The organism is Jutongia sp. (genome assembly GCF_057878315.1).
This window is the reverse complement of the sequence record NZ_DBLXSO010000006.1, coordinates 68351-88353: the sequence shown is the minus strand read 5'-3', so window position 1 is coordinate 88353 and position 20003 is coordinate 68351. Positions and strand designations below refer to the sequence as shown.

General features: G+C 47.2%; 16 protein-coding genes. 14 read left to right on the top strand and 2 right to left on the bottom strand.

The window, feature by feature from the left end; translation table 11 throughout:
* Positions 1 to 221: 221 nt before the first annotated feature.
* A complete protein-coding gene (locus ACZLMD_RS02535) occupies positions 222 to 734 on the bottom strand; it encodes a shikimate kinase (protein WP_022305078.1) in 513 nt (170 codons plus the stop codon).
* 172 nt (positions 735 to 906) lie between these two features.
* Between ACZLMD_RS02535 and ACZLMD_RS02530 the strand changes: the two genes are divergently transcribed.
* Positions 907 to 1812: a chemotaxis protein gene (locus ACZLMD_RS02530; protein WP_118560996.1), complete on the top strand. Its 906-nt coding sequence runs from the start codon at positions 907 to 909 to the stop codon at positions 1810 to 1812.
* A 23-nt stretch (positions 1813 to 1835) separates the two neighbouring features.
* Here the strand turns inward: ACZLMD_RS02530 and ACZLMD_RS02525 are convergent, their stop codons facing one another.
* Positions 1836 to 2774: a S8 family peptidase gene (locus ACZLMD_RS02525; RefSeq protein WP_118560994.1), complete on the bottom strand. Its 939-nt coding sequence runs from the start codon at positions 2772 to 2774 to the stop codon at positions 1836 to 1838.
* Positions 2775 to 2945: 171 nt separating this feature from the next.
* Between ACZLMD_RS02525 and ACZLMD_RS02520 the strand changes: the two genes are divergently transcribed.
* The 13 genes from ACZLMD_RS02520 to ACZLMD_RS02460 all read left to right on the top strand — a co-directional run bounded on the left by ACZLMD_RS02520 (position 2946) and on the right by ACZLMD_RS02460 (position 20001).
* Positions 2946 to 4085: a CDP-glycerol glycerophosphotransferase family protein gene (locus ACZLMD_RS02520; RefSeq protein ID WP_022305742.1), complete on the top strand. Its 1140-nt coding sequence runs from the start codon at positions 2946 to 2948 to the stop codon at positions 4083 to 4085.
* Between the two features lie 72 nt (positions 4086 to 4157).
* Positions 4158 to 6083, top strand: coding sequence for a fibronectin type III domain-containing protein (locus tag ACZLMD_RS02515; protein WP_489495068.1), 1926 nt, complete (start codon positions 4158 to 4160; stop codon positions 6081 to 6083).
* Between the two features lie 106 nt (positions 6084 to 6189).
* Entirely contained in the window at positions 6190 to 7902 is a 1713-nt protein-coding gene (locus ACZLMD_RS02510) for a CDP-glycerol glycerophosphotransferase family protein (RefSeq protein ID WP_489495067.1), read from the top strand.
* A gap of 66 nt (positions 7903 to 7968) precedes the next feature.
* Positions 7969 to 8145: a hypothetical protein gene (locus ACZLMD_RS02505; RefSeq protein ID WP_489495065.1), complete on the top strand. Its 177-nt coding sequence runs from the start codon at positions 7969 to 7971 to the stop codon at positions 8143 to 8145.
* An 18-nt stretch (positions 8146 to 8163) separates the two neighbouring features.
* A complete protein-coding gene (locus ACZLMD_RS02500) occupies positions 8164 to 9132 on the top strand; it encodes a C39 family peptidase (protein WP_118560984.1) in 969 nt (322 codons plus the stop codon).
* A 63-nt stretch (positions 9133 to 9195) separates the two neighbouring features.
* Entirely contained in the window at positions 9196 to 11502 is a 2307-nt protein-coding gene (locus tag ACZLMD_RS02495) for a RelA/SpoT family protein (protein WP_118560982.1), read from the top strand.
* Between the two features lie 20 nt (positions 11503 to 11522).
* Complete coding sequence (locus ACZLMD_RS02490) at positions 11523 to 12155, top strand: MBL fold metallo-hydrolase (protein WP_022305748.1); 633 nt, start codon at positions 11523 to 11525, stop codon at positions 12153 to 12155.
* A gap of 57 nt (positions 12156 to 12212) precedes the next feature.
* A complete protein-coding gene (gene hemZ / locus ACZLMD_RS02485) occupies positions 12213 to 13784 on the top strand; it encodes a coproporphyrinogen dehydrogenase HemZ (RefSeq protein ID WP_484107799.1) in 1572 nt (523 codons plus the stop codon).
* 3 nt (positions 13785 to 13787) lie between these two features.
* Positions 13788 to 14456 carry an HD-GYP domain-containing protein gene (locus tag ACZLMD_RS02480; protein WP_022305750.1) on the top strand — a complete coding sequence of 223 codons (669 nt, stop codon included), beginning with the start codon at positions 13788 to 13790 and terminating at the stop codon, positions 14454 to 14456.
* Positions 14457 to 14610: 154 nt separating this feature from the next.
* On the top strand, positions 14611 to 16407 hold the full coding sequence (aspS, locus tag ACZLMD_RS02475) for an aspartate--tRNA ligase (RefSeq protein ID WP_022305751.1): 1797 nt from the start codon (positions 14611 to 14613) through the stop codon (positions 16405 to 16407).
* Complete coding sequence (locus ACZLMD_RS02470) at positions 16394 to 16885, top strand: phosphatase PAP2 family protein (protein WP_484107798.1); 492 nt, start codon at positions 16394 to 16396, stop codon at positions 16883 to 16885. Before aspS ends, ACZLMD_RS02470 begins: the two co-directional genes overlap by 14 nt.
* 49 nt (positions 16886 to 16934) lie before the next feature.
* On the top strand, positions 16935 to 19355 hold the full coding sequence (gene leuS, locus ACZLMD_RS02465; protein ID WP_489495064.1) for a leucine--tRNA ligase: 2421 nt from the start codon (positions 16935 to 16937) through the stop codon (positions 19353 to 19355).
* A 166-nt stretch (positions 19356 to 19521) separates the two neighbouring features.
* On the top strand, positions 19522 to 20001 hold the full coding sequence (locus ACZLMD_RS02460) for a MarR family winged helix-turn-helix transcriptional regulator (protein ID WP_482521701.1): 480 nt from the start codon (positions 19522 to 19524) through the stop codon (positions 19999 to 20001).
* Positions 20002 to 20003: the final 2 nt, after the last annotated feature.

Genomic DNA, 20003 nt, shown 5'->3' with positions numbered 1-20003 from the left:
GACTGTCACTAATAGGTCGAAGGCTTATCCAAAAGAAACGGAGAGCTGGTTGCAAAAGCGGCGTGAAGATGTTATAATCGGTATACAGTTTTGAAGGTATCAGGATGAAGAAAGCCTGTAGAGATTTTAATAATGAATCTTTACAGGCTTTTTTGATTAACGCAGGTGTTTGTTTCAAATAATTGTAACGATCAAAGCAAATTGATATTTTATGGCAGATATTATAGAATGTCCGTGGTGCTTCTAAGCAACCTGTTGATCTCGGAAACACAGTCGCGGATCTCTCTGCCGGAACAGTCGATCGTGATGTCGGCATATTTTTCGTAGAGAGGGATTCGTTCCTGATAAAGAGAATGAAGACTCTGTCCCTCCTTGATCGCAACACCGCGCTGGTTTAAGTCGCCGAGACGTTTCTGAAGCTCCGTCTCAGGAAGTTTCAGGTAGAGAACGGTTCCGATCTCCTTTAAATGTGCCATTGCTTCATGACCGTAAACAACACTTCCGCCGGTTGCAATAACGGATGAGTCGGTATCAATTGAAGCATTGACCTGATTTTCAATCCGGTTAAAGCCGTCAAGTCCGTCCTGTTCAATGATTTCATGAAGGAGACGGTGCTCCTGCTCCTGAATCAGCAGATCGCTGTCAATAAAGCGAAAACCAAGATTTTTAGCAAGGACAACGCCGATCGTGCTTTTGCCGCAGCCCGGCATGCCGATCAAGATAATATTATTCATAGGAAAATCCTCCTGTGGTATTTTATCAAAATAAGATATCTGCTATGGTGCAAATTCTGCTCTATTGTATCCGATATCGGGTGAGAAGTCAAAAGTGTCTTGAAAAAGAAATGTTGCTATTGTAAAATGGAAGGAAAGATATATAGAACGGAATCTATAATGGAGGAAGATAATGGATACAAATATTTTATTAGAGAGCGGAACAAATGAGCTTGAGATCCTGGAATTTATGGTGGGCGGAAATTACTATGGAATCAATGTGGCAAAGATCCGGGAGATCATTACTTGTCAGGAGCTGACACCGATCCCGAACAGTCATCCGAACGTGGAGGGAGCATTCAGCACCCGTGGAGAGACGATCACAGTGGTGAATCTGGCAAGAGCACTTGGTATGAAGGAACAGATGGATGAGCCAACGCAGGATATGTTTCTGATCACCAATTTTAATATGGTAAATACCGGCTTTCATGTGCATGGTGTGGTGGGAATCCATCGTGTGAACTGGGGACAGATCATCCAGCCGGACAGTATGATCTGCAATTCGTCGAAGAGTATGATCACCGGTATTGTGAATCTGGATGGAAAGCTTGTGCTGATCCTGGATTTTGAGGCAATCGTTGCAGAGATCGCACCGGATATCGGAATGACGATGCATGGAGCCGGTAATCTGGAAAACAGAGAGACCAATCATGCTCCGATCCTTTTTGCAGAGGATTCCAGACTGCTCAGTATGCTGATCTATGATACGCTGACGAAGGCAGGATATGTCAATGTGATTCCGTTAAATAACGGTTTGGAGATGTGGAACCTATTGCAGCAGTATAAGAAGGAAGGTACCTTACGGCAGCATGTGCAGTGTGTTGTGACAGACATTGAGATGCCGCAGATGGATGGGCACAGGCTGGTGAAGCTGATGAAGGAGGATCCGGAGTTAAAGGAGATTCCGATCATCATTTTCTCCTCGCTGATCAATGATGACATGAGAAGGAAGGGAGATGCGCTGGGAGCTGATGCGCAGCTTTCCAAAAATCAAATGGGAGAATTTGTCGACACGGTTGACCGTTTTCTACGAAAATAAAGTGGATAAATTAAAACAGCAGCTTACAGATACAGCAGGCGGTCGAGCCGGATCAGTCCCCAGCCCTGGCGGGAATGATCATAACCGAGATCGACTGCTGTTTTTTTGAGCTGGAATTTGACCTCACGGTTGGAAAGATATGGACGTTGCTGCAGAAGAAGAGCAATGCATCCGCTGACAACCGGCGTTGACATGGAGGTACCGCTGCGGCTCTGATAGAGCCTGCCTGTGGACATGCTGTCATAGGAACTGCCGTAGAGGCGGGCAGAGTAGGTATGCATTGGCTGGCAGCTGATAATGTTAGAACCGGGTGCAACGATATCCGGCTTTTTGATACAGCTTTCGGTCGGACCGCGCCCGGAATAATCTCTGCCGTTGCCGGTCTGCATTACATCGGAGGCGCCGACGGTGATGATCTTGCGGCTGTTGCCGGGAGCACCGATGCTGTGCGGAGAGGGACCGTGGTTGCCGGCGGCAGTCAGGACGACAAGCCCCTCCTCCCAGAGGGCTTCCACGCCGCGGACGAGAGGGGAATTTTCATCAAAATGTCTGCCCCGGCTGCTTCCGACAGAGATATTGACGATCCGGATATTATATTGTCTGTAATGAGCGAGCAGCCAGCGGATTCCGGAAAGAACATCTTCGATGTTGCCCTCCCCCTTCTGGTTGAGAATCTTGATCATGACAAAATGGCTGTCCGGAGCGATGCCCTCGTAGCGTTTTCGGCTGGCGTTGCCGTTTCCGGCGATGATTCCTGTAATATGCGTGCCATGTCCGTTGTCATCATAAAAGTCCGGACGATGGTTTACGGTATCCACAAAGGCTTTTAGACGGCTGTCTTGCAGTGTCAGATCCGGATGCCTGCCGATTCCGGTATCAAATACGGCAATACCGATTCCTTTACCGGTCAGATTCAGACTGCGTGCGGCAGGAAGATGAATAAGTGATGCGACTCGCTGCATGGGATACCCTCCGGAAGTTTATTTTCTGCTACAGATAATTTATGTTTCAAAGAAAAATCGGTGACTTGTATTTGTAAGGTTATTTGGTATAATAAAAAAGAATGTTTGTGTCAGGCGGTTTTTGGGTGGAACGAGCAAGCTGCCTGCCTTTAGAAAGAAAAGAAGACTGATATGAAAACAATAGGTTATTTGATATTTGCATGGGTTTATAATATATGCAGCATTTTTTGCGAACCGGATCCGCACAGGATCATTCTGTGGAATGGTCACAATCATGGAATCAATGGCAATTTAAAGGAAATACAAAATGCATATTCAGGGAAAGCAGGCGATGTCTGCGAAGCGTTTGCCAAGAGAGATCTGTTCCGTAATCCGGACAGTGGAATGCGCAAATCGTTGTGGGGATGTATTCATGATGCGTTTTTGTTTTTCGTGGTGTATCCCTGTCATATGGCGCGGGCGGGAAAGGTTTTTCTGAATGATAATTTTCTTCCGTTATGTTATATGAGAACAACAAAGCGTGATACACAGTTTGTGCAGCTCTGGCATGGAGCCGGAGCATTTAAGCGGTTCGGACTTTCTACGGAGACAGATCCGAAGGTGGCAGAGGTTGTGAGAAGTGCCAATCGGAAGATCACACATCTGTTTGTGACCTCACAGGCTGTAAAGCCGTTTTATGAGGAAGCGTTTGCCGTGCCGCCGGAGAGGATTTATCCGACCGGGATTCCGGTGACAGATATTTATTTTGATGAGGAGAGGATCTGTCAGAGGAAGAGCAGCTTTTATCAGAAATATCCGGAGCTTGCGAGTAAGAAGATTTTACTTTATGCGCCGACATTTCGCAGAACAGATGAGGAGAACCGGCAGATCATGGATCGGTTTGATGCAGAGCGGATCCATCAGATCCTTGGAGATGAATGGGTCATACTGATCCGCATGCATCCGAAATTTCCGGTCGAAAATCTGCCACAGAATAAATATTGCTATAACATGACAGACTATAATGATATTACAGATCTGTATCTGGTATCCGATCTGTTTATCACAGATTATTCCTCTTCGGTGGTGGAATATGCATTGTTAGACAAGCCGATCCTGTTATTTGCGTATGATCTTGCAGAATATGACCGAGGCTTTTATTTTGATTATGAGAACATGATGCCGGGGCAGATCGCGCATACACAGACAGAATTGTATGAGCTTTTGCAAAATAATTGTGATAATTTACCAAAACGACAAAATTTTGTCAAATTTCAATACGATAATATGAAAGGAGACGCCTGTGGGCGTATTCTGGATATATTAGGCTGAAAGTTTTAGAGACTGCCTGTACTGTGGCGGTCTTGTCAGGGGGAAAATATACAGTACAGAAATGAGGATGAAATGAAGAAAATCAGAAACTACAAGACATTGGCGTTTGGTCTGGCAGTTCTTTTATTTATGCTGCAGATCACATCGTCTGCGGCAATCTGGCAGACGGAGAAGGCAAAGGCGGCTACAGGACCGCAGGATACCTCGACAATCGTTGTATCCGGAGCGGCAGTGACAGTTGATCCGAATATCGTGATGTCTGCAGTGACAGCCGTAGAGATCACCAAGTATTCCATTGCGTATCAGTGGTCGGCTGTGCCGAATGCAACAAGTTACTATGTTTATAAGTATGATACAGTGCAGGAAAAATACGATTTCTATACGGTGACAACCGGAACGAGTATTCAGGTTGCAGGTCTTGCTGCCGGTGAAGAGTATTATTTTGCATTTTACGCAGTCAACGATCAGACCGCATGTCGAAGCGATTTTGTTGTATCATCACAGGTATTTACGAAGCCGGAGAAGGTTGAGAACTTTACGATTTCCGACAATACAACGACAAGCGTTATGCTTCGCTGGACAGATATTCCGTCTGCGACAGGATATATCATTTATCGTGCCGGAACCGGTGGAAACTTCAAAAAGATCGGTGTTGCATCAACCGGTGAATATAAGGATACCACGCTGAGTGCCGGTAAGACATATCAGTATAAGATCGTGGCATATGCAGGAACGGAAGCAAATGTCGGTGAGGAGTCACCGGCAGTATTTACCTGTTCTCTGCCGGCAGCGCCGACGGTTACGATCAAAGGTGGTAATCAGCGAGTACGACTGACCTGGCCAGCTGTAACGGGCGCAAACGGTTATCATGTATACATCAACCAGAATGACCAGTATGTGCTGTTGACAACGCTGGAAGGAAAGTCCAATAAGAAGTTTATCCATACAAATCTGGAGAACAATCAGATTTATAAATATTATGTAACAGCATATCGTAACAACGTTTATAACGGAATGGTCTATGAGAGCAAGGCGTCCATAGAAAAGACCGGAATCCCAATGGAGGTCAGTGCGACAAGCACCCAGCCAAAGCTTTACAAGAGTAAATCATTATTTAAGAAGTCTGCGGCCTGCAAAAAGAACAAAGACTTCAGCAAAAAGCTTGACTATGCAAAGAGCTTTGCAATTCCGGGTATGCTCAATACAAATGTGGCAGAATTTGGCTGTGGAACAATGGTTCCACAGGGAATCACGTTAGCGAAGTCTTATTTCTTCGTGACGGCGTATGACGGACGGGGGGAGGAAAACTCCGTTGTTTACGTTTTGACAAAGGATGACAAGGAGCTTGTTACTACCATCATTCTACCAAATAAATCGCATGCCGGCGGTATTGCATTTGATGGCAAGAATCTCTGGATCACGCAGGCAAAAACACTGCGCAGTATCCCTTTTAAGACGATCAAGAAAGCCCTGGATGAGGAAGCACCTTATTTGGAACTTTCCTCCTATGGCGTAGAGATCACACTGCCACAGCAGGCAGCTACGGTAACTTATTACAAAAAACTTCTCTGGGTTGCATCCTATGATGAGCTAAAGCCGGGATATCTGGTAAGCTATAAGATTTCCAAGAAGGGATCAAAGCCGGAACTGACACCGCTTAAGACTATTTCCATGCCGACGCGTGTACAGGGAATCGCATTTTCTTCCAATGGCAGACTGATCGTTTCCAGATCCTGTCAGACAGATCCGAAGAAGCGTGGTTACATGCATCAGCTGGATGTGTATAAGCCAAATCTGAAAAAGGCATCCAAGGGTATTATCTCTCTTGGAAAGGTTCGCAGCACCGTTGCTGTTCCGACCATGAACGAGGAGATCACGATCAGTGGAAACCGTATCTATATTGTGTTTGAATCAGTATCCTTCTACAGTGCAGAGCAGCGTGTAGACAGAGTATGCGCCCTGCCTGTCAGCTATGTGACGAAACTGACAAAGAAATAAAATAATCCTACTGTTTTTGATGGCTGGTATTTCAAAAGTAATATGAAATACCAGCCATTTGTGATACACTATATAAATATAGTCTGACGTGGAGGAAATCATAGCAATGAATGTGCAGATCACAAAACATCATGTAGATAAAGAGAATAAGATATTAGAAATCGAGATTGAATGCCGGACGAGCCGGTCGCATACGGAACCGAAGCTTCGGGGATCGCTTGTATTTGATGCGGGCTGTGGCAGACGGTATTTTCCAGTTGTAGCCGGGAATCAGCAGGAAAATGGTCAGGAAAGACAGTATCTTTCCAAGGTTTCGGTGGATCTTTCGTATGTTTTTTTTGAAAAGTTTCCGGAGCCTTCAGAACGGGTGAAGCTTTCTTTGGCGTTTTGTGAACCGGAGTCCTTATGGAGCTATGAGCCGGCATCGTTTGATCTGCCGGGAGAACTGTTTATCCGGCAGCAGTATTCGAAGAATATTCTTCAGAAAGCGGGTTCGGTGGTGCTTTACGGAATCTGCACACTGCTTCTTCCGGTCTGGCTTTTGGATGGTGTGCTGGCGGTGAAAGGACTTCATCCGCTGCATGAGGCAGCAGCCGGCCGCCACGGGAAGAGTGCCGTGATCTATCATGCACATGGTCTGGTTCATGACCTGACCGGTTACGGCTATAGTGTGAGGGAGTATAAGACCGGTTATTTTAAAAAATGCTATGAACATGCCTGTCGCAAAGTGCCGCAGACAAAGGGGATTTTGTTTTTGTCGGAGCGGCGTGTGGAAAATGGTGGTAATTTGGACCGCATTCGTGCCTGTGTGCGGGAAAAGGGACTTTCCTACCGGGAATTTTTAACAGAGACGCCGGTTCATAAGCTGAGCAGAAAGCAGATACGGGAATGTGCAGAAATGGTGGCGGAGGCAAAGCTCATTATTCTGGAGGACTTTGTGCCACAGCTTCATGCACTGACTATGCGTCCGGAGACACAGATCCTGCAGATGTGGCATGCTTGTGGAGCATTTAAGCTGTTTGGTTTATCAGAGCTTGGCGTTGTGGATCACCTGACGCAGTCGTCAAGGAATCACCGCAGCTATACGGCAGCGCTTGCGAGCAGCAGTGGTGTTGTTCCTTTTTACAGCGAGGCCTTTGGTATCGATGAGCGCTGTGTGCGGCCGGTCGGAGTTCCGCGGACGGATGTCTTTTTCGATACAGCATATCGGGAACAGATCCGGGAGGCACTTTATACACGCTATCCGGTCTGCCGGGATAAGAAGGTCATTTTATTTGCACCGACCTTCCGGGGAAGCGGTAATAAGACAGCCTATTATCCGTGGGAGAAGTTTTCTGTGGAGAAACTGATGAGAGAGCTTCCGCAGGAAAGTGTGCTGATCCTCAAGAATCATCCGTTTGTCAGAGACTGCTGTGAGATCCCGGAGGAATATCAGGACAGGGTGCTTGATCTTTCGAGAGAAGAGAATATCAATGATCTGCTCTTTATCACATCGGTGCTGATCACGGATTACAGCTCGGTTATTTTTGAGGCGGTGCTTTTGAATATTCCTATTTTATTTTATACGTTTGATCTGCAGGAATATCTGGAGAAAAGAGATCTCTATTTTGAATTTGCGGCATTTGCGCCGGGAAAGATCATTTCGGATATGGAGGCACTTATAAAAGCTGCGGCGGGGCTTCTTGATGATCCGACAGAAGAGACATCCCCGGCAATGACAAAGACGCAGTTTCAGAGACTGTTTTTAGATGCACTTGATGGTCACTCGACACAGAGAACTATGCAGCTGGTGGAGGAACTGCTGGCAACCGGAGATTGACAGGAAAGAGCGAATTATTATATTATGTTACATGAGTATATTGATGAAAAAGAACGGAGGATGTATATGTCAGAGTACCAGAATTGGGACAAAGAACTTGATCGTCTGGAAGCAGGGAAAAGCCAGTATTCCTGGGATGAGCTTGAAGAGCTTATCACGGACCGGCTGGAGGATGACAAAATTGATGAGCAGGAATTTGAGACCCTGATGAGACGGCTGATGGATATAGACTGTGAGCTGTAAAGGAGAGGGGGACAAGCGATGAGCAGGGAAAGAACCGAAGAGGAAGAAAGAGAATACAGGCGTTATCTTCATCGGCTGAAACGCCGCAGAGAACGCCGCAGAAAGGTAATGATCGCCAGAACCATAGTTGGTGTGGCAGGAGTGTTGATCCTGCTTCTTTTGGTTGGGCTCATCCGGCTTGGTGTAAGGACTGTACAGGGCGGCTCAAGTCAGAAGAACAAGCAGGTAGAGGCGACCATCAAGCCGACGGAGGCAGCACCGGAATATTCGATCCCGGAGGGCTTTGAGAAGTACGCTGCCAAGCTTGAGGAGATGAGATCAGAATACCCGCAGGTGGAAAATATCCTGCTCAACCTCTATGAGTACAGCGAAAGCATGTTAAAGCTTGCATCGAACAATCCGGATGCACTGGAGTTTGTAGAGAATTATCCAAAGCACAAGTCAGACATCAAGCCATCGGGAAGTGTGACGAAGGAGGAACTGGATTCTGCCGAGAATGGGATCCCGCGCTTTCAGCAGTGGGATGAGCGATGGGGATATCTTACCTATGGAAATGATAATATCGGTATCAACGGCTGTGGTCCCACCTGTCTTTCCATGGTAGTGGCAGGTCTGTTAAAGGATACCTCCAAATCACCGGATGCGGTGGCAGAGTTTAGTGTGGAGAATAATTACTGTACGGTTGCTTCCGGAACGGCATGGTCGTTAATGTCCACCGGAGCCAGAAAGCTGGGGCTGAAGTCAGAATCTGTATCGGTGGGGGCAGATTCGTTAAGATCTGTCCTGAAAAAGGGACAGCCGGTGATCTGCAGCATGAAACCGGGTGATTTCACAACGACCGGTCATTTTATTGTACTGACGGGGCTGACCGATGACGGAAAGCTGATGATAAATGATCCGAACAGTATTACCAGAAGTGAGAAGAGGTGGGATATTGATACCATTGTGGGGCAGGCGAAATCGGCGTGGACGTATACTGTCCCCTGATAAATCATGATAAAGGATACGAGGAAAACCGATAGATTCAGATGCAGAATGGAGTGACCTAATATGGATAAAAACGGACCTGAAATTAAAATTGATAATGGAGAACTTGCCACAAGCACAATACCGGAGGATTTTACAGAGCCACAGGTATTGTATGAAAAGCTGATTAAGATGATCAGAAAGTATCATCCCTCCGATGATATTTCCATGATCGAGAAGGCGTACCGGATCGCCTATAAAGCACATGACGGGCAGCTTCGTAAGTCAGGAGAGCCGTATATCATTCATCCGGTGTGTGTCTGCATTATCCTGGCAGAGTTGGAGTTAGATAAGGAAACGATCGTGGCAGGTATGCTTCATGATGTGGTGGAGGATACCGTCATGACCAGCGAGGAGCTGGCGGCTGAGTTTGGAGATGAGGTAGCACTTCTGGTGGACGGTGTTACAAAGCTGACACAGCTCGATTATGTGGCGGACAAGGTCGAGGTACAGGCGGAGAATCTGCGTAAGATGTTTCTTGCCATGGCAAAGGATATCCGCGTTATCCTGATCAAGCTGGCAGACCGTCTTCATAATATGCGTACGATGCAGTACCAGACGCCGAAGAAACAAAAGGAAAAGTCCAGAGAGACTCTTGATATTTATGCACCGATCGCAGACCGTCTCGGAATTTCCAAAGTAAAGGTAGAGTTAGACGACCTGGCGTTTAAGTATCTTGAGCCGGAGATGTATAACCAGCTTGTATCAAGCATTGCCAATGGCAAGGAACAGCGCGATATCCTGATCCGCAAGATCGTTAACGAGGTCAGCCATCATATTGAGGAGGCGGGTATCAAGGCAACGATCGATGGACGTGCCAAACATTATTTCAGTGTCTATAAGAAGATGGTCACACAGAACAAGAGGCTGGATCAGATCTATGACCTGTTTGCCGTGCGTATTATCGTTGAGACAGAACGTGACTGCTATACGGCACTCGGTGTGATCCATGAGATCTACAAGCCGATCCCGGGTCATTTTAAGGATTATATTTCGATGCCGAAGCCGAACAATTATCAGTCGCTTCATACGACACTGATCGGTTCAATGGGACAGCCGTTTGAGATTCAGATCCGTACCTATGAGATGCACCGTACCGCTGAATATGGTATCGCTGCGCATTGGAAATACAAAGAGAATCAGTATGGAAGCAGAGACCGCGACAATGAGGAGGAGAAGCTTGCATGGCTGCGCCGTATTCTGGAATGGCAGAGAGACATGTCCGATAATAAAGAGTTTTTAAGTCTCTTAAAAAGTGATCTTGATCTGTTTTCCGATCATGTATACTGCTTTACGAAGGATGGCGATGTCAAGAACCTGCCGGCAGGCTCTACAACGATCGATTTTGCCTATGCGGTGCACAGTGCTGTCGGCAACAGAATGGTTGGTGCGAGAGTCAACGGAAACCTTGTACCGATTGATTATAAGATTCAGAATGGTGATCGTGTCGAGATCATGACCTCGCAGAATTCGAAGGGACCGAGCCGTGACTGGCTGGCTCTTGTGAAGAGTCCGCAGGCGAAGAACAAGATCAATCAGTGGTTCCGTTCGCAGTTTAAAGAGGAAAATATTGTACGGGGCAAGGAGCTTCTTGCTAATTACTGTAAGGCGCAGGGCGTTTTATTGTCCGATCTTTTGAAAACGGAATATACCGATTACTGTATGAAGAAATACGGTTTCAGAGACTGGGATTCTGTGCTGGCTGCGCTGGGTCACGGTGGACTGAAGGAGGGACAGATTGTTAATCGCCTTCAGAATGCATATGACAAGAAGAATCCAAAGCATACAACCGATCAGGAGATTCTGGATGCGGTGGCAAAGAGTACTGAGAATGCCGGGGTATCCCGTCCGGCAGCAGCGGTCAAATCAAAGAGTGGTATTGTGGTTGCCGGCCTGTCTGATGTATCGGTTCGTTTTTCAAAGTGCTGCAGTCCGGTGCCGGGAGATGAGATCATAGGCTTTGTGACGAGAGGACGAGGTGTTTCCATTCATCGTACAGACTGTGTTAATATGATGAATCTGTCCGAGGCAGATCGCCAGCGTATTATTGAAGCTGAGTGGAGTGTGGATTCCCAGGGCTCTGCCGACGAGGATTACGATGCAGAGATCGTGATCTACGCATATGACCGTATGGGTATTCTGATGGATATCACGAAGATTCTGACAGAGAATAAGATTGATGTGAAGGCAATGAATACAAGAACAAGTAAGCAGGGCATTGCGACGATCAATGTCAGCTTTGCGATCCGTGGTGTGGAAGCGTTAAATGAGCTGATCAAGAAGCTGCGCAACGTGCCGAGTGTAACAGATATTCAGAGAAGCCGTTCATAAAGAAAGAAATGAGGAAAGAGATGAGCTTATTAAAATGTGATTCCAGAATGGTGGGACCGATCCAGACTAACTGCTACTTTTTATATCGTGAGGATACGAAGGAGTGTCTGATCATTGATCCGGGCTATGAGGCGGATACGATCGAGAGACATGTTCTTAAAAAGCAGTTAAAGGTAGTAGGGATCCTTCTGACACATGGACATTTTGATCATATTACGGCAGCAGATGAGGTGCGCCGCAGATTTCAGACAAAGATCTATGCCTCCGGAAAAGAGGAAGAGCTGTTAGCAGATCCGCAGAAGAATGTATCGGTGATGATGGGAGATAACGTCAGTCTGAAGGCAGATGTCTGGTTGGATGACGGACAGGAGCTTGAGCTTTTAGGTGAGACGATGCGCTGTATCCTGACACCGGGACACACAAGTGGCGGAATGTGCTTCTATTTTCCGAATGCATGCATGTTGTTCTCCGGGGATACGCTGTTTCAGGAGTCCGTTGGAAGAACGGACTTTCCGACCGGCAGTAACCGGGCACTGATGCAGTCGGTCCGTGAACGTCTTCTGGTGCTTCCGGAGGCAGTCCGCGTATTTCCGGGACATGGTGCGATGACGACGATCCGGGATGAGAAGATGTTTAATCCGTATGCGGGTTAGACGAGAATATGGCTGTCCGGTCAGAAATGATGAGAAATCGAGGAATAATAGAATAATATGATAGATATTGTTTTGTCGGAGCGGGACTTCGACTATGAAATACAGGCGCTTGTGACTGGATTTTTCCCGGCGGAGCATAACCGTGTGGTGATCCTTGAGAAACAGGATGAAAACAGTTTAAAAGCACTGGCACAGACCGATGCAGATGCAGCACTGTTTGTCGGCGCTTTTTTTGGACAGGATAAGATCACGGTGTGGCTTCTAAACGGTGGAAAATACTGCGAACGGTCTGTAACAGTCAGCGGTGAGCAGGACTTTCATAAGCACGTGGATAAGACCACCCATCCGTATCGGACGGATTACAAAAATAAATTAAAGAAATTACTTTTTACGATACTTTGTGAAATGGAAGAAGAAACACTTCCGGAGGGAATGCTCAGAAGTATTCCGGTATGGGGAACGATGACAGGAGTCAGACCGACAAAGATTCCGATGAACCGTCTTCTTCAGAATGAACCTCTTGATACCGTTAGACGTAGTATGAAAGAGGAGTATTGCTGCAGCCCTGAGAAAGCAGAGCTTTGTCTGGATATTGCCGCAAGGGAGGCAGCTCTTTTACAGAAGGCAGAGTATGATAAGGGCTACAGTCTTTATGTGGGGATTCCGTTTTGTCCGTCGACCTGTCTGTACTGTTCGTTTCCGTCGTATCCGATGGAGCAGTTTGGCAGTCTGATCCCGGATTATCTTGAGGCGCTGAAGAGGGAGATTCGTTTCTGCGGAGAGCTGCAGAAAGGAAAGAAACTGACCTCTGTGTATATCGGGGGAGGCACACCGACGACATTATCGGCAGAACAGCTCGAGGAGTTGCTTATCTGTCTGTATGAGAACTTTCCGGTGCAGGATGCGTACGAGATCACGGTGGAGGCCGGAAGACCGGACAGCATTACAAGGGAAAAGCTGATGGCACTTAGACGCTTTGGCGTAGAGAGGATCTCGGTGAATCCGCAGACAATGCAGGATAAAACGCTGCAAAGCATTGGCAGACAGCATACGGTCGCACAGACAAAGCAGGTGTTTGCGCTGGCGAGAGAATGTGGCTTCGACAATATTAACATGGATCTGATCATCGGGCTTCCGGGAGAGACACCGGAGGATTTTGCGGATACTCTGGCACAGATGAAGGCGCTTGATCCGGACAGCGTGACGATCCATTCACTGGTGGTCAAGCGTGCATCAAGGCTGCGCCGACTGTTGGATGAGGGAGCTGTCCCGGAGGAGGAGCGTGCCCGCCGCATGGAACAGATGATGCAGATGGGGCTTGCTTTTGCGAGGAAGAATGGATATCAGCCGTACTATATGTACCGGCAAAAGAATACAGCAGGCTATGCCGGAAGCTCCGGACAGGAGAATATCGGCTTTGCCCGCGAGGGGAAAGAATGTCTGTACAATATTCTGATCATGGAAGAAATGCAGAGTATTGCAGCACTCGGTGCCGGGGCGAGCACGAAATGCTATGACAGGAAACGGCATATTGTCAGCCGTGTGGAGAATGTCAAGAGTGTGACGGATTATATTTCCCGCATTGATGAGATGCTGAAGCGGAAACAAGAACATGGTATGGGGGATTAGAACATGGAAGAGGATTATCTGGAGCAGCTCGTCATGGAGAGTGCTTCCCTGAGCAGTAAAATGAGAGAGTATATCTATGTCGAGATGAGCCATGGTGTGAAGGTCAGTAATCTTGCACAGGAGGTAGCGAAGGAACTTGGCGAGGATGAGACGTTTTGCCGTCAGATCGCTGTGGCAGGCCTGTTACATGATATTGGCAAGCTTTGGGTGATGAAGCATATGAACGAGGCAGGCAGTGAGGAGACACTGACGATCGAGAGGATGAAGATCGTGCGGATGCATCCGACGCACAGCTGCGATATGCTGATGGCAGAGGGATATCCGGCAGGGATCACACAGGCAGTTTATTATCATCATGAAAATGTGGATGGCACCGGCTATCCGGAAAACCTTCGGGGTGATAAGATCCCGTGGATGGCACGCATTCTGCGTATCTGCGATGTGTACTGTGCACTGACAACCGACAGAAGTTACCGTAGGGCTTTTGAACGTTTTGCGGCGATGGAGATCATGATCGATGAGGTCGAGGATTATGATATGCGCTGCTTTCTGGCATTTCAGCGGGTGATCCACAATGAGGCAGGGGAGAAGCTTCGCTCTCTGTGTACAGTGATATCGCCATTACAGAAGGAACATCTGCCTTTGTTTGTGAAGGAAGCGGAGGCATTATAACAGAAATGTGAATCTAGCCGGATAAATTATGCAGGAATAATAACGTTGGCTTGCATGTTTTGGGGATTCGGTGTATTATCTTATACGGTATGGTCTGTAACAGACTGTTGGACAATGTTTATAATTTACAATAATTAATAAATGGAGGGTTATCATGGCAGAATCAATGAGAGGCTTAAAGCGTACCTGTCGCTGTGCCGAATTGAGTGAAGAAAACATCGGACAGGAGGTTACCGTGATGGGATGGGTACAGAAAGCCCGTAACACAGGTGGACTGATCTTTGTGGATCTCCGCGACCGCAGCGGACTTCTTCAGATTAATTTTCAGGAGGAAAAGCTGGGACAGGAGCTGTTTGATAAGGCATATAAGCTTCGAAGCGAGTTTGTGATCGCTGTCGTTGGTACTGTTGTGGCACGGGAGGGTGGCATAAACAAGAACCTTCCAACCGGTGCGATTGAGGTTGTGGCAACTAAGCTTCGTGTCCTTTCTGAGGCACAGACACCACCGTTTCCGATCGAGGAGGACATTAAGACCAAGGAGGATCTTCGTTTAAAGTACCGTTATCTGGATCTTCGTCGTCCGGATCTTCAGAGAAATCTGATCATGAGAAGTAAGATCGCGACATTGACAAGACAGTTTCTTGCGGATGAGGGATTCCTTGAGATCGAGACACCGATGCTCAATAAGAGTACGCCGGAGGGAGCCAGAGATTATCTGGTGCCGAGCCGTGTGCATCCGGGCTGCTTCTATGCACTTCCGCAGTCACCACAGCTGTTTAAGCAGCTTTTAATGTGCTCCGGATATGACCGTTATTTCCAGCTTGCAAGATGCTTCCGTGATGAGGATCTTCGTGCAGACAGACAGCCGGAGTTTACACAGATCGATATGGAGCTTTCCTTTGTCGATGAGGATGATGTTATGGATGTCAATGAGCGTCTTCTTCAGAAGCTGTTCAAGGAGATCCTTGATATTGACATTGAGCTGCCGATCCAGAGAATGACCTGGCAGGAGGCAATGGACCGCTTCGGAAGCGACAAGCCGGATCTTCGTTTTGGCATGGAGCTTACCGATGTGTCTGAGGTTGTGGCAGGCTGTGGCTTTGGTGTATTTACCGGAGCTTTGGAAAACGGTGGCTCCGTTCGTGGTATCAATGCAAAGGGACAGGGATCCATGCCTCGCAAGAAGATCGATGCTCTTGTGAAGTTTGCAAAGGATTTCGGTGCAAAGGGTCTGGCATATCTTTGTGTGAATGAGGATGGCACATATAAATCTTCCTTCGCCAAGTTTATGACAGAGGACGAGTTATCCGCACTTGTTCAGAAGATGGACGGACAGCCGGGAGATCTGCTCTTATTTGCAGCCGATAAGAATAAAGTCGTTTATGATGTACTCGGTAACCTGCGTCTGGAGCTTGCAAAGCAGCTTGATCTGCTGGACAAGAACGAGTACCGATTCCTCTGGGTAACAGAGTTCCCTCAGTTTGAGTATTCGGAGGAGGAGCAGCGCTATGTGGCAATGCATCATCCGTTTACAATGCCGATGGAGGAGGATCTGGATCTTCTCGAGACAGAGCCAGGTAAGGTTCGTGCGAGAGCTTACGATATCGTGTTAAATGGTACCGAGATCGGTGGAGGTTCCATCCGTATCCATCAGGATGACATTCAGGAGAGAATGTTTGAGGCACTTGGATTTACCAAGGAGTCTGCGTATGAGCAGTTTGGTTTCCTGATGAATGCATTCAAGTATGGTGTGCCTCCACATGCAGGACTGGCATATGGTCTGGATCGTCTTGTTATGCTGATGGCAAAGCAGGACAGCATCCGTGACGTGATCGCCTTCCCGAAGGTAAAGGATGCATCCTGCCTCATGACAGAGGCACCATCCAGAGTCGATGAGAAGCAGTTAGAAGAGCTTTCTATTGGAATAAAGGAATCGAATGACGAAGAATAGTTATCAGAGATGTATGGATTGGACAGAGAGGAATATAGGAATTGGATCGGTACGGCTGATGGTCCGTGCACTGACAGCGGTGACGGCAGCCATATACTGTGTGATGGCGGCGTTTCTGTTGGTTGGACGGGACGGGCGGCTGATCCGGTTTATCCTGGTGCCGGCGGTTGGCTTTGTGATTGTCACACTGTTTCGAAAGGTGGTTGGTGCAAAACGTCCGTACGAAATTTATGACTTTACGCCGCTTTTGAATAAGGATACAAAGGCAAATTCCTTTCCGAGCCGTCATGTTTTTTCAAACATGATCATTGCAGCAGCCGTATTCTGGATCAATCTGCCGCTTGGCATTGCCACAGGATCTTGTGGCGTGGCACTGGCAGTTTTTCGGGTGATCACGGGAGTGCATTTTCCGAAGGATGTGGCAGCAGGAGCAGTCATAGCAGTTTTGTTTGGATGGATCGGCTTTTATCTGATCTGAGATACAGTACACATTAAGATTGTAATAAATGTAGAATTGGAGGATTATCATGGCAGAAATGTACAATCACCATACGGTGGAAAAGAAATGGCAGAAAATCTGGGAGGAGGAGAAAGCATTTAAGGTTTCTGAGGATTACTCAAAACCGAAATTTTATGCTTTGGTTGAGTTCCCATATCCATCCGGTCAGGGACTTCATGTAGGTCATCCAAGACCTTACACCGCTCTTGATATCGTTTCCCGTAAGAGAAGAATGCAGGGCTACAATGTATTATTCCCGATGGGCTGGGATGCGTTTGGTCTGCCGACAGAGAATTACGCGATCAAGAACCATATCCACCCGAAGATTGTTACAAAGAATAACGTAGCACGTTTTAAGGGACAGCTTCAGTCACTCGGATATTCCTTTGACTGGGATCGTGAGATCAATACGACGGATCCGGATTATTATAAGTGGACACAGTGGATCTTCTTAAAGCTGTTTAATGCAGGCCTTGCATATAAGAAGGAGATGCCGATCAACTGGTGTACCTCATGTAAGGTTGGTCTTGCCAACGAGGAGGTTGTCAACGGTGTCTGTGAGCGTTGTGGTGCACCGGTTGTCCGCAAGGTAAAGAGCGAGTGGATGTTAAAGATTACAGAATATGCAGATAAGTTGATCAAGGATCTGGACGATGTAGATTATATTGAGAAGGTTAAGGTTTCCCAGAAGAACTGGATCGGACGTTCTGAGGGAGCTGAGGTTGATTTTCGCCTGAAGGATAAGGACGAGAAGCTTCGTGTCTATACAACGCGTCCAGACACGCTGTTTGGAGCAACCTATATGGTTATCTCTCCGGAGCATCCGCTGATCGATAAGTATAAGGATGAGATCACAAACTGGGATGAGATCCAGAAGTACCGTGAGATGGCAGCAAGAAAGTCTGATTTTGAGCGTACTGAGCTTGCAAAGGATAAGACAGGTGTGATCCTTGGTGGTCTGAGTGCAGTCAATCCGGTAAACGGCAAGGAGATTCCGGTATGGATCTCCGATTATGTTCTGATGTCCTATGGTACCGGTGCGATCATGGCAGTACCTGCTCATGATACCCGTGACTGGGAGTTCGCAAAGAAGTTTGATCTTCCGATGATTCAGGTTGTAGAAGGCAAGGAGGGTCCTGTTGATATCAACGAGGCTGCATTTACGGATGTGGCAACCGGTAAGATGATCAACTCTGACTTCCTCGATGGTCTGGAAGTAACAGAAGCCAAAGAGAAAATGAAGGATTTCCTGGAGGAAAAGGGAATCGGTAACCGTAAAGTAAACTATAAGCTGCGTGACTGGGTGTTCTCCAGACAGAGATACTGGGGTGAACCAATTCCAATCGTACATTGCGAGAAGTGTGGTTATGTGCCGCTCGATGAGAGCGAGCTTCCATTGCTGCTTCCTGAGGTGGACAGCTACATGCCGACCGATAATGGGGAGTCTCCACTCGCAGCTATGACAGAATGGGTCAACACAACATGTCCGTGTTGTGGCGGTCCGGCAAAGAGAGAGACAGATACCATGCCGCAGTGGGCCGGTTCCTCATGGTATTTCCTGCGCTACACCGATCCACACAATACGGAGGCACTGGCAAGCAAGGAAGCACTGAAATACTGGCTGCCGGTAGACTGGTATAACGGTGGTATGGAGCATACAACACTCCATCTTCTGTACTCCCGTTTCTGGCATAAGTTCCTGTACGATCAGGGAATCGTACCAACCAAGGAGCCATATCAGCGTCGTACCTCCCATGGAATGATCCTCGGAGAGAACGGTGAGAAGATGAGTAAGTCCCGTGGAAACGTAGTAAATCCGGATGATATCGTTCAGGCATACGGTGCAGATACACTGCGTACCTATGAGATGTTTATCGGAGCCTTTGATCTGAGTGCATCCTGGTCAGAGGACGGAGTAAAGGGCTGCCGCCGTTTTCTGGAGCGTGTATGGAAGCTGCAGACGATCATGACAGATGAGGAAGGATACTCTTCTGACATGGAGACAAAGATGCATCAGACGATCAAGAAGGTAAGTCTTGATTTCGAGAATCTGAAATACAACACAGCAATCGCAGCAATGATGTCACTGATCAATGACTTCTACAAGAAGAATGCAGTGACAAAGGGCGAGTATAAGACGCTTCTTACTCTGTTAAATCCGGTTGCACCTCATATCACAGAGGAGCTGTGGGAAATGATCGGCGGAGAGGGTCATGTATATCAGACTGCATGGCCGGAGTATGATGAGGCAAAGACAGTAGAGTCTACGGTTGAGATTGCTGTCCAGATCAATGGAAAGACCCGGGCAACATTGAGCATTGGCAAGGATGATGCCAAGGAAGATGTGCTTGCAAAGGCAAAAGAGACGATCGCAGACAAGCTTGAGGGCAAGAATATCATTAAGGAAATCTATGTTCCGGGCAGAATTGTTAATATCGTTGCGAAATAAATTGTGATCAGTATTTCACAATCCTTAAAAAAAGATAAAGTCTATTGACTTTATCTTTTTTTTGTCTATAATAAAAATCACGCCTATTGTTGAAATGGAAACAATCTACTTTTCAACAATGTATTTAAAACAGGAAAACAATGCATACAGAAGGGAGGAAGAGCCGATGAAGAAGGATGGAGCGGTTGGTATGCAGATCAACTGTGTTTCTAATCTGATCCGGAGAAGCATTGATCTGCGTATCGCCGGCATGCCGGGAGAGAAGCTCTCCAGAATGGACAGCTGGATCATCCATTATATGCTGGATCATCAGCAGGAGGATGTGTTTCAGAAGGATGTGGAGAAGGCTCTTGCCATGACCAGATCAAATGTATCAAAGGCAGTGGATCAGATGGTTTCCAAGGGTCTGATAATGCGTTCCCCGGTAGATTATGATGCCAGATTAAAGAAGCTGACGCTGACGCCGAAGGTTTTAGAGATACACCGGCAGATCGAAGGAGAGATCGCAGAGTTTGAGAAGCTTCTGGTGGAGGGGTTTACCACCCGGGAGCTGGAGCAGTTTAAGGACTATCTGGAACGCATTGCGCATAATATCAATGACAACACAAAGCGGCAGCAGGATGAGAGAAAAAGGAGGGATTTCTGACT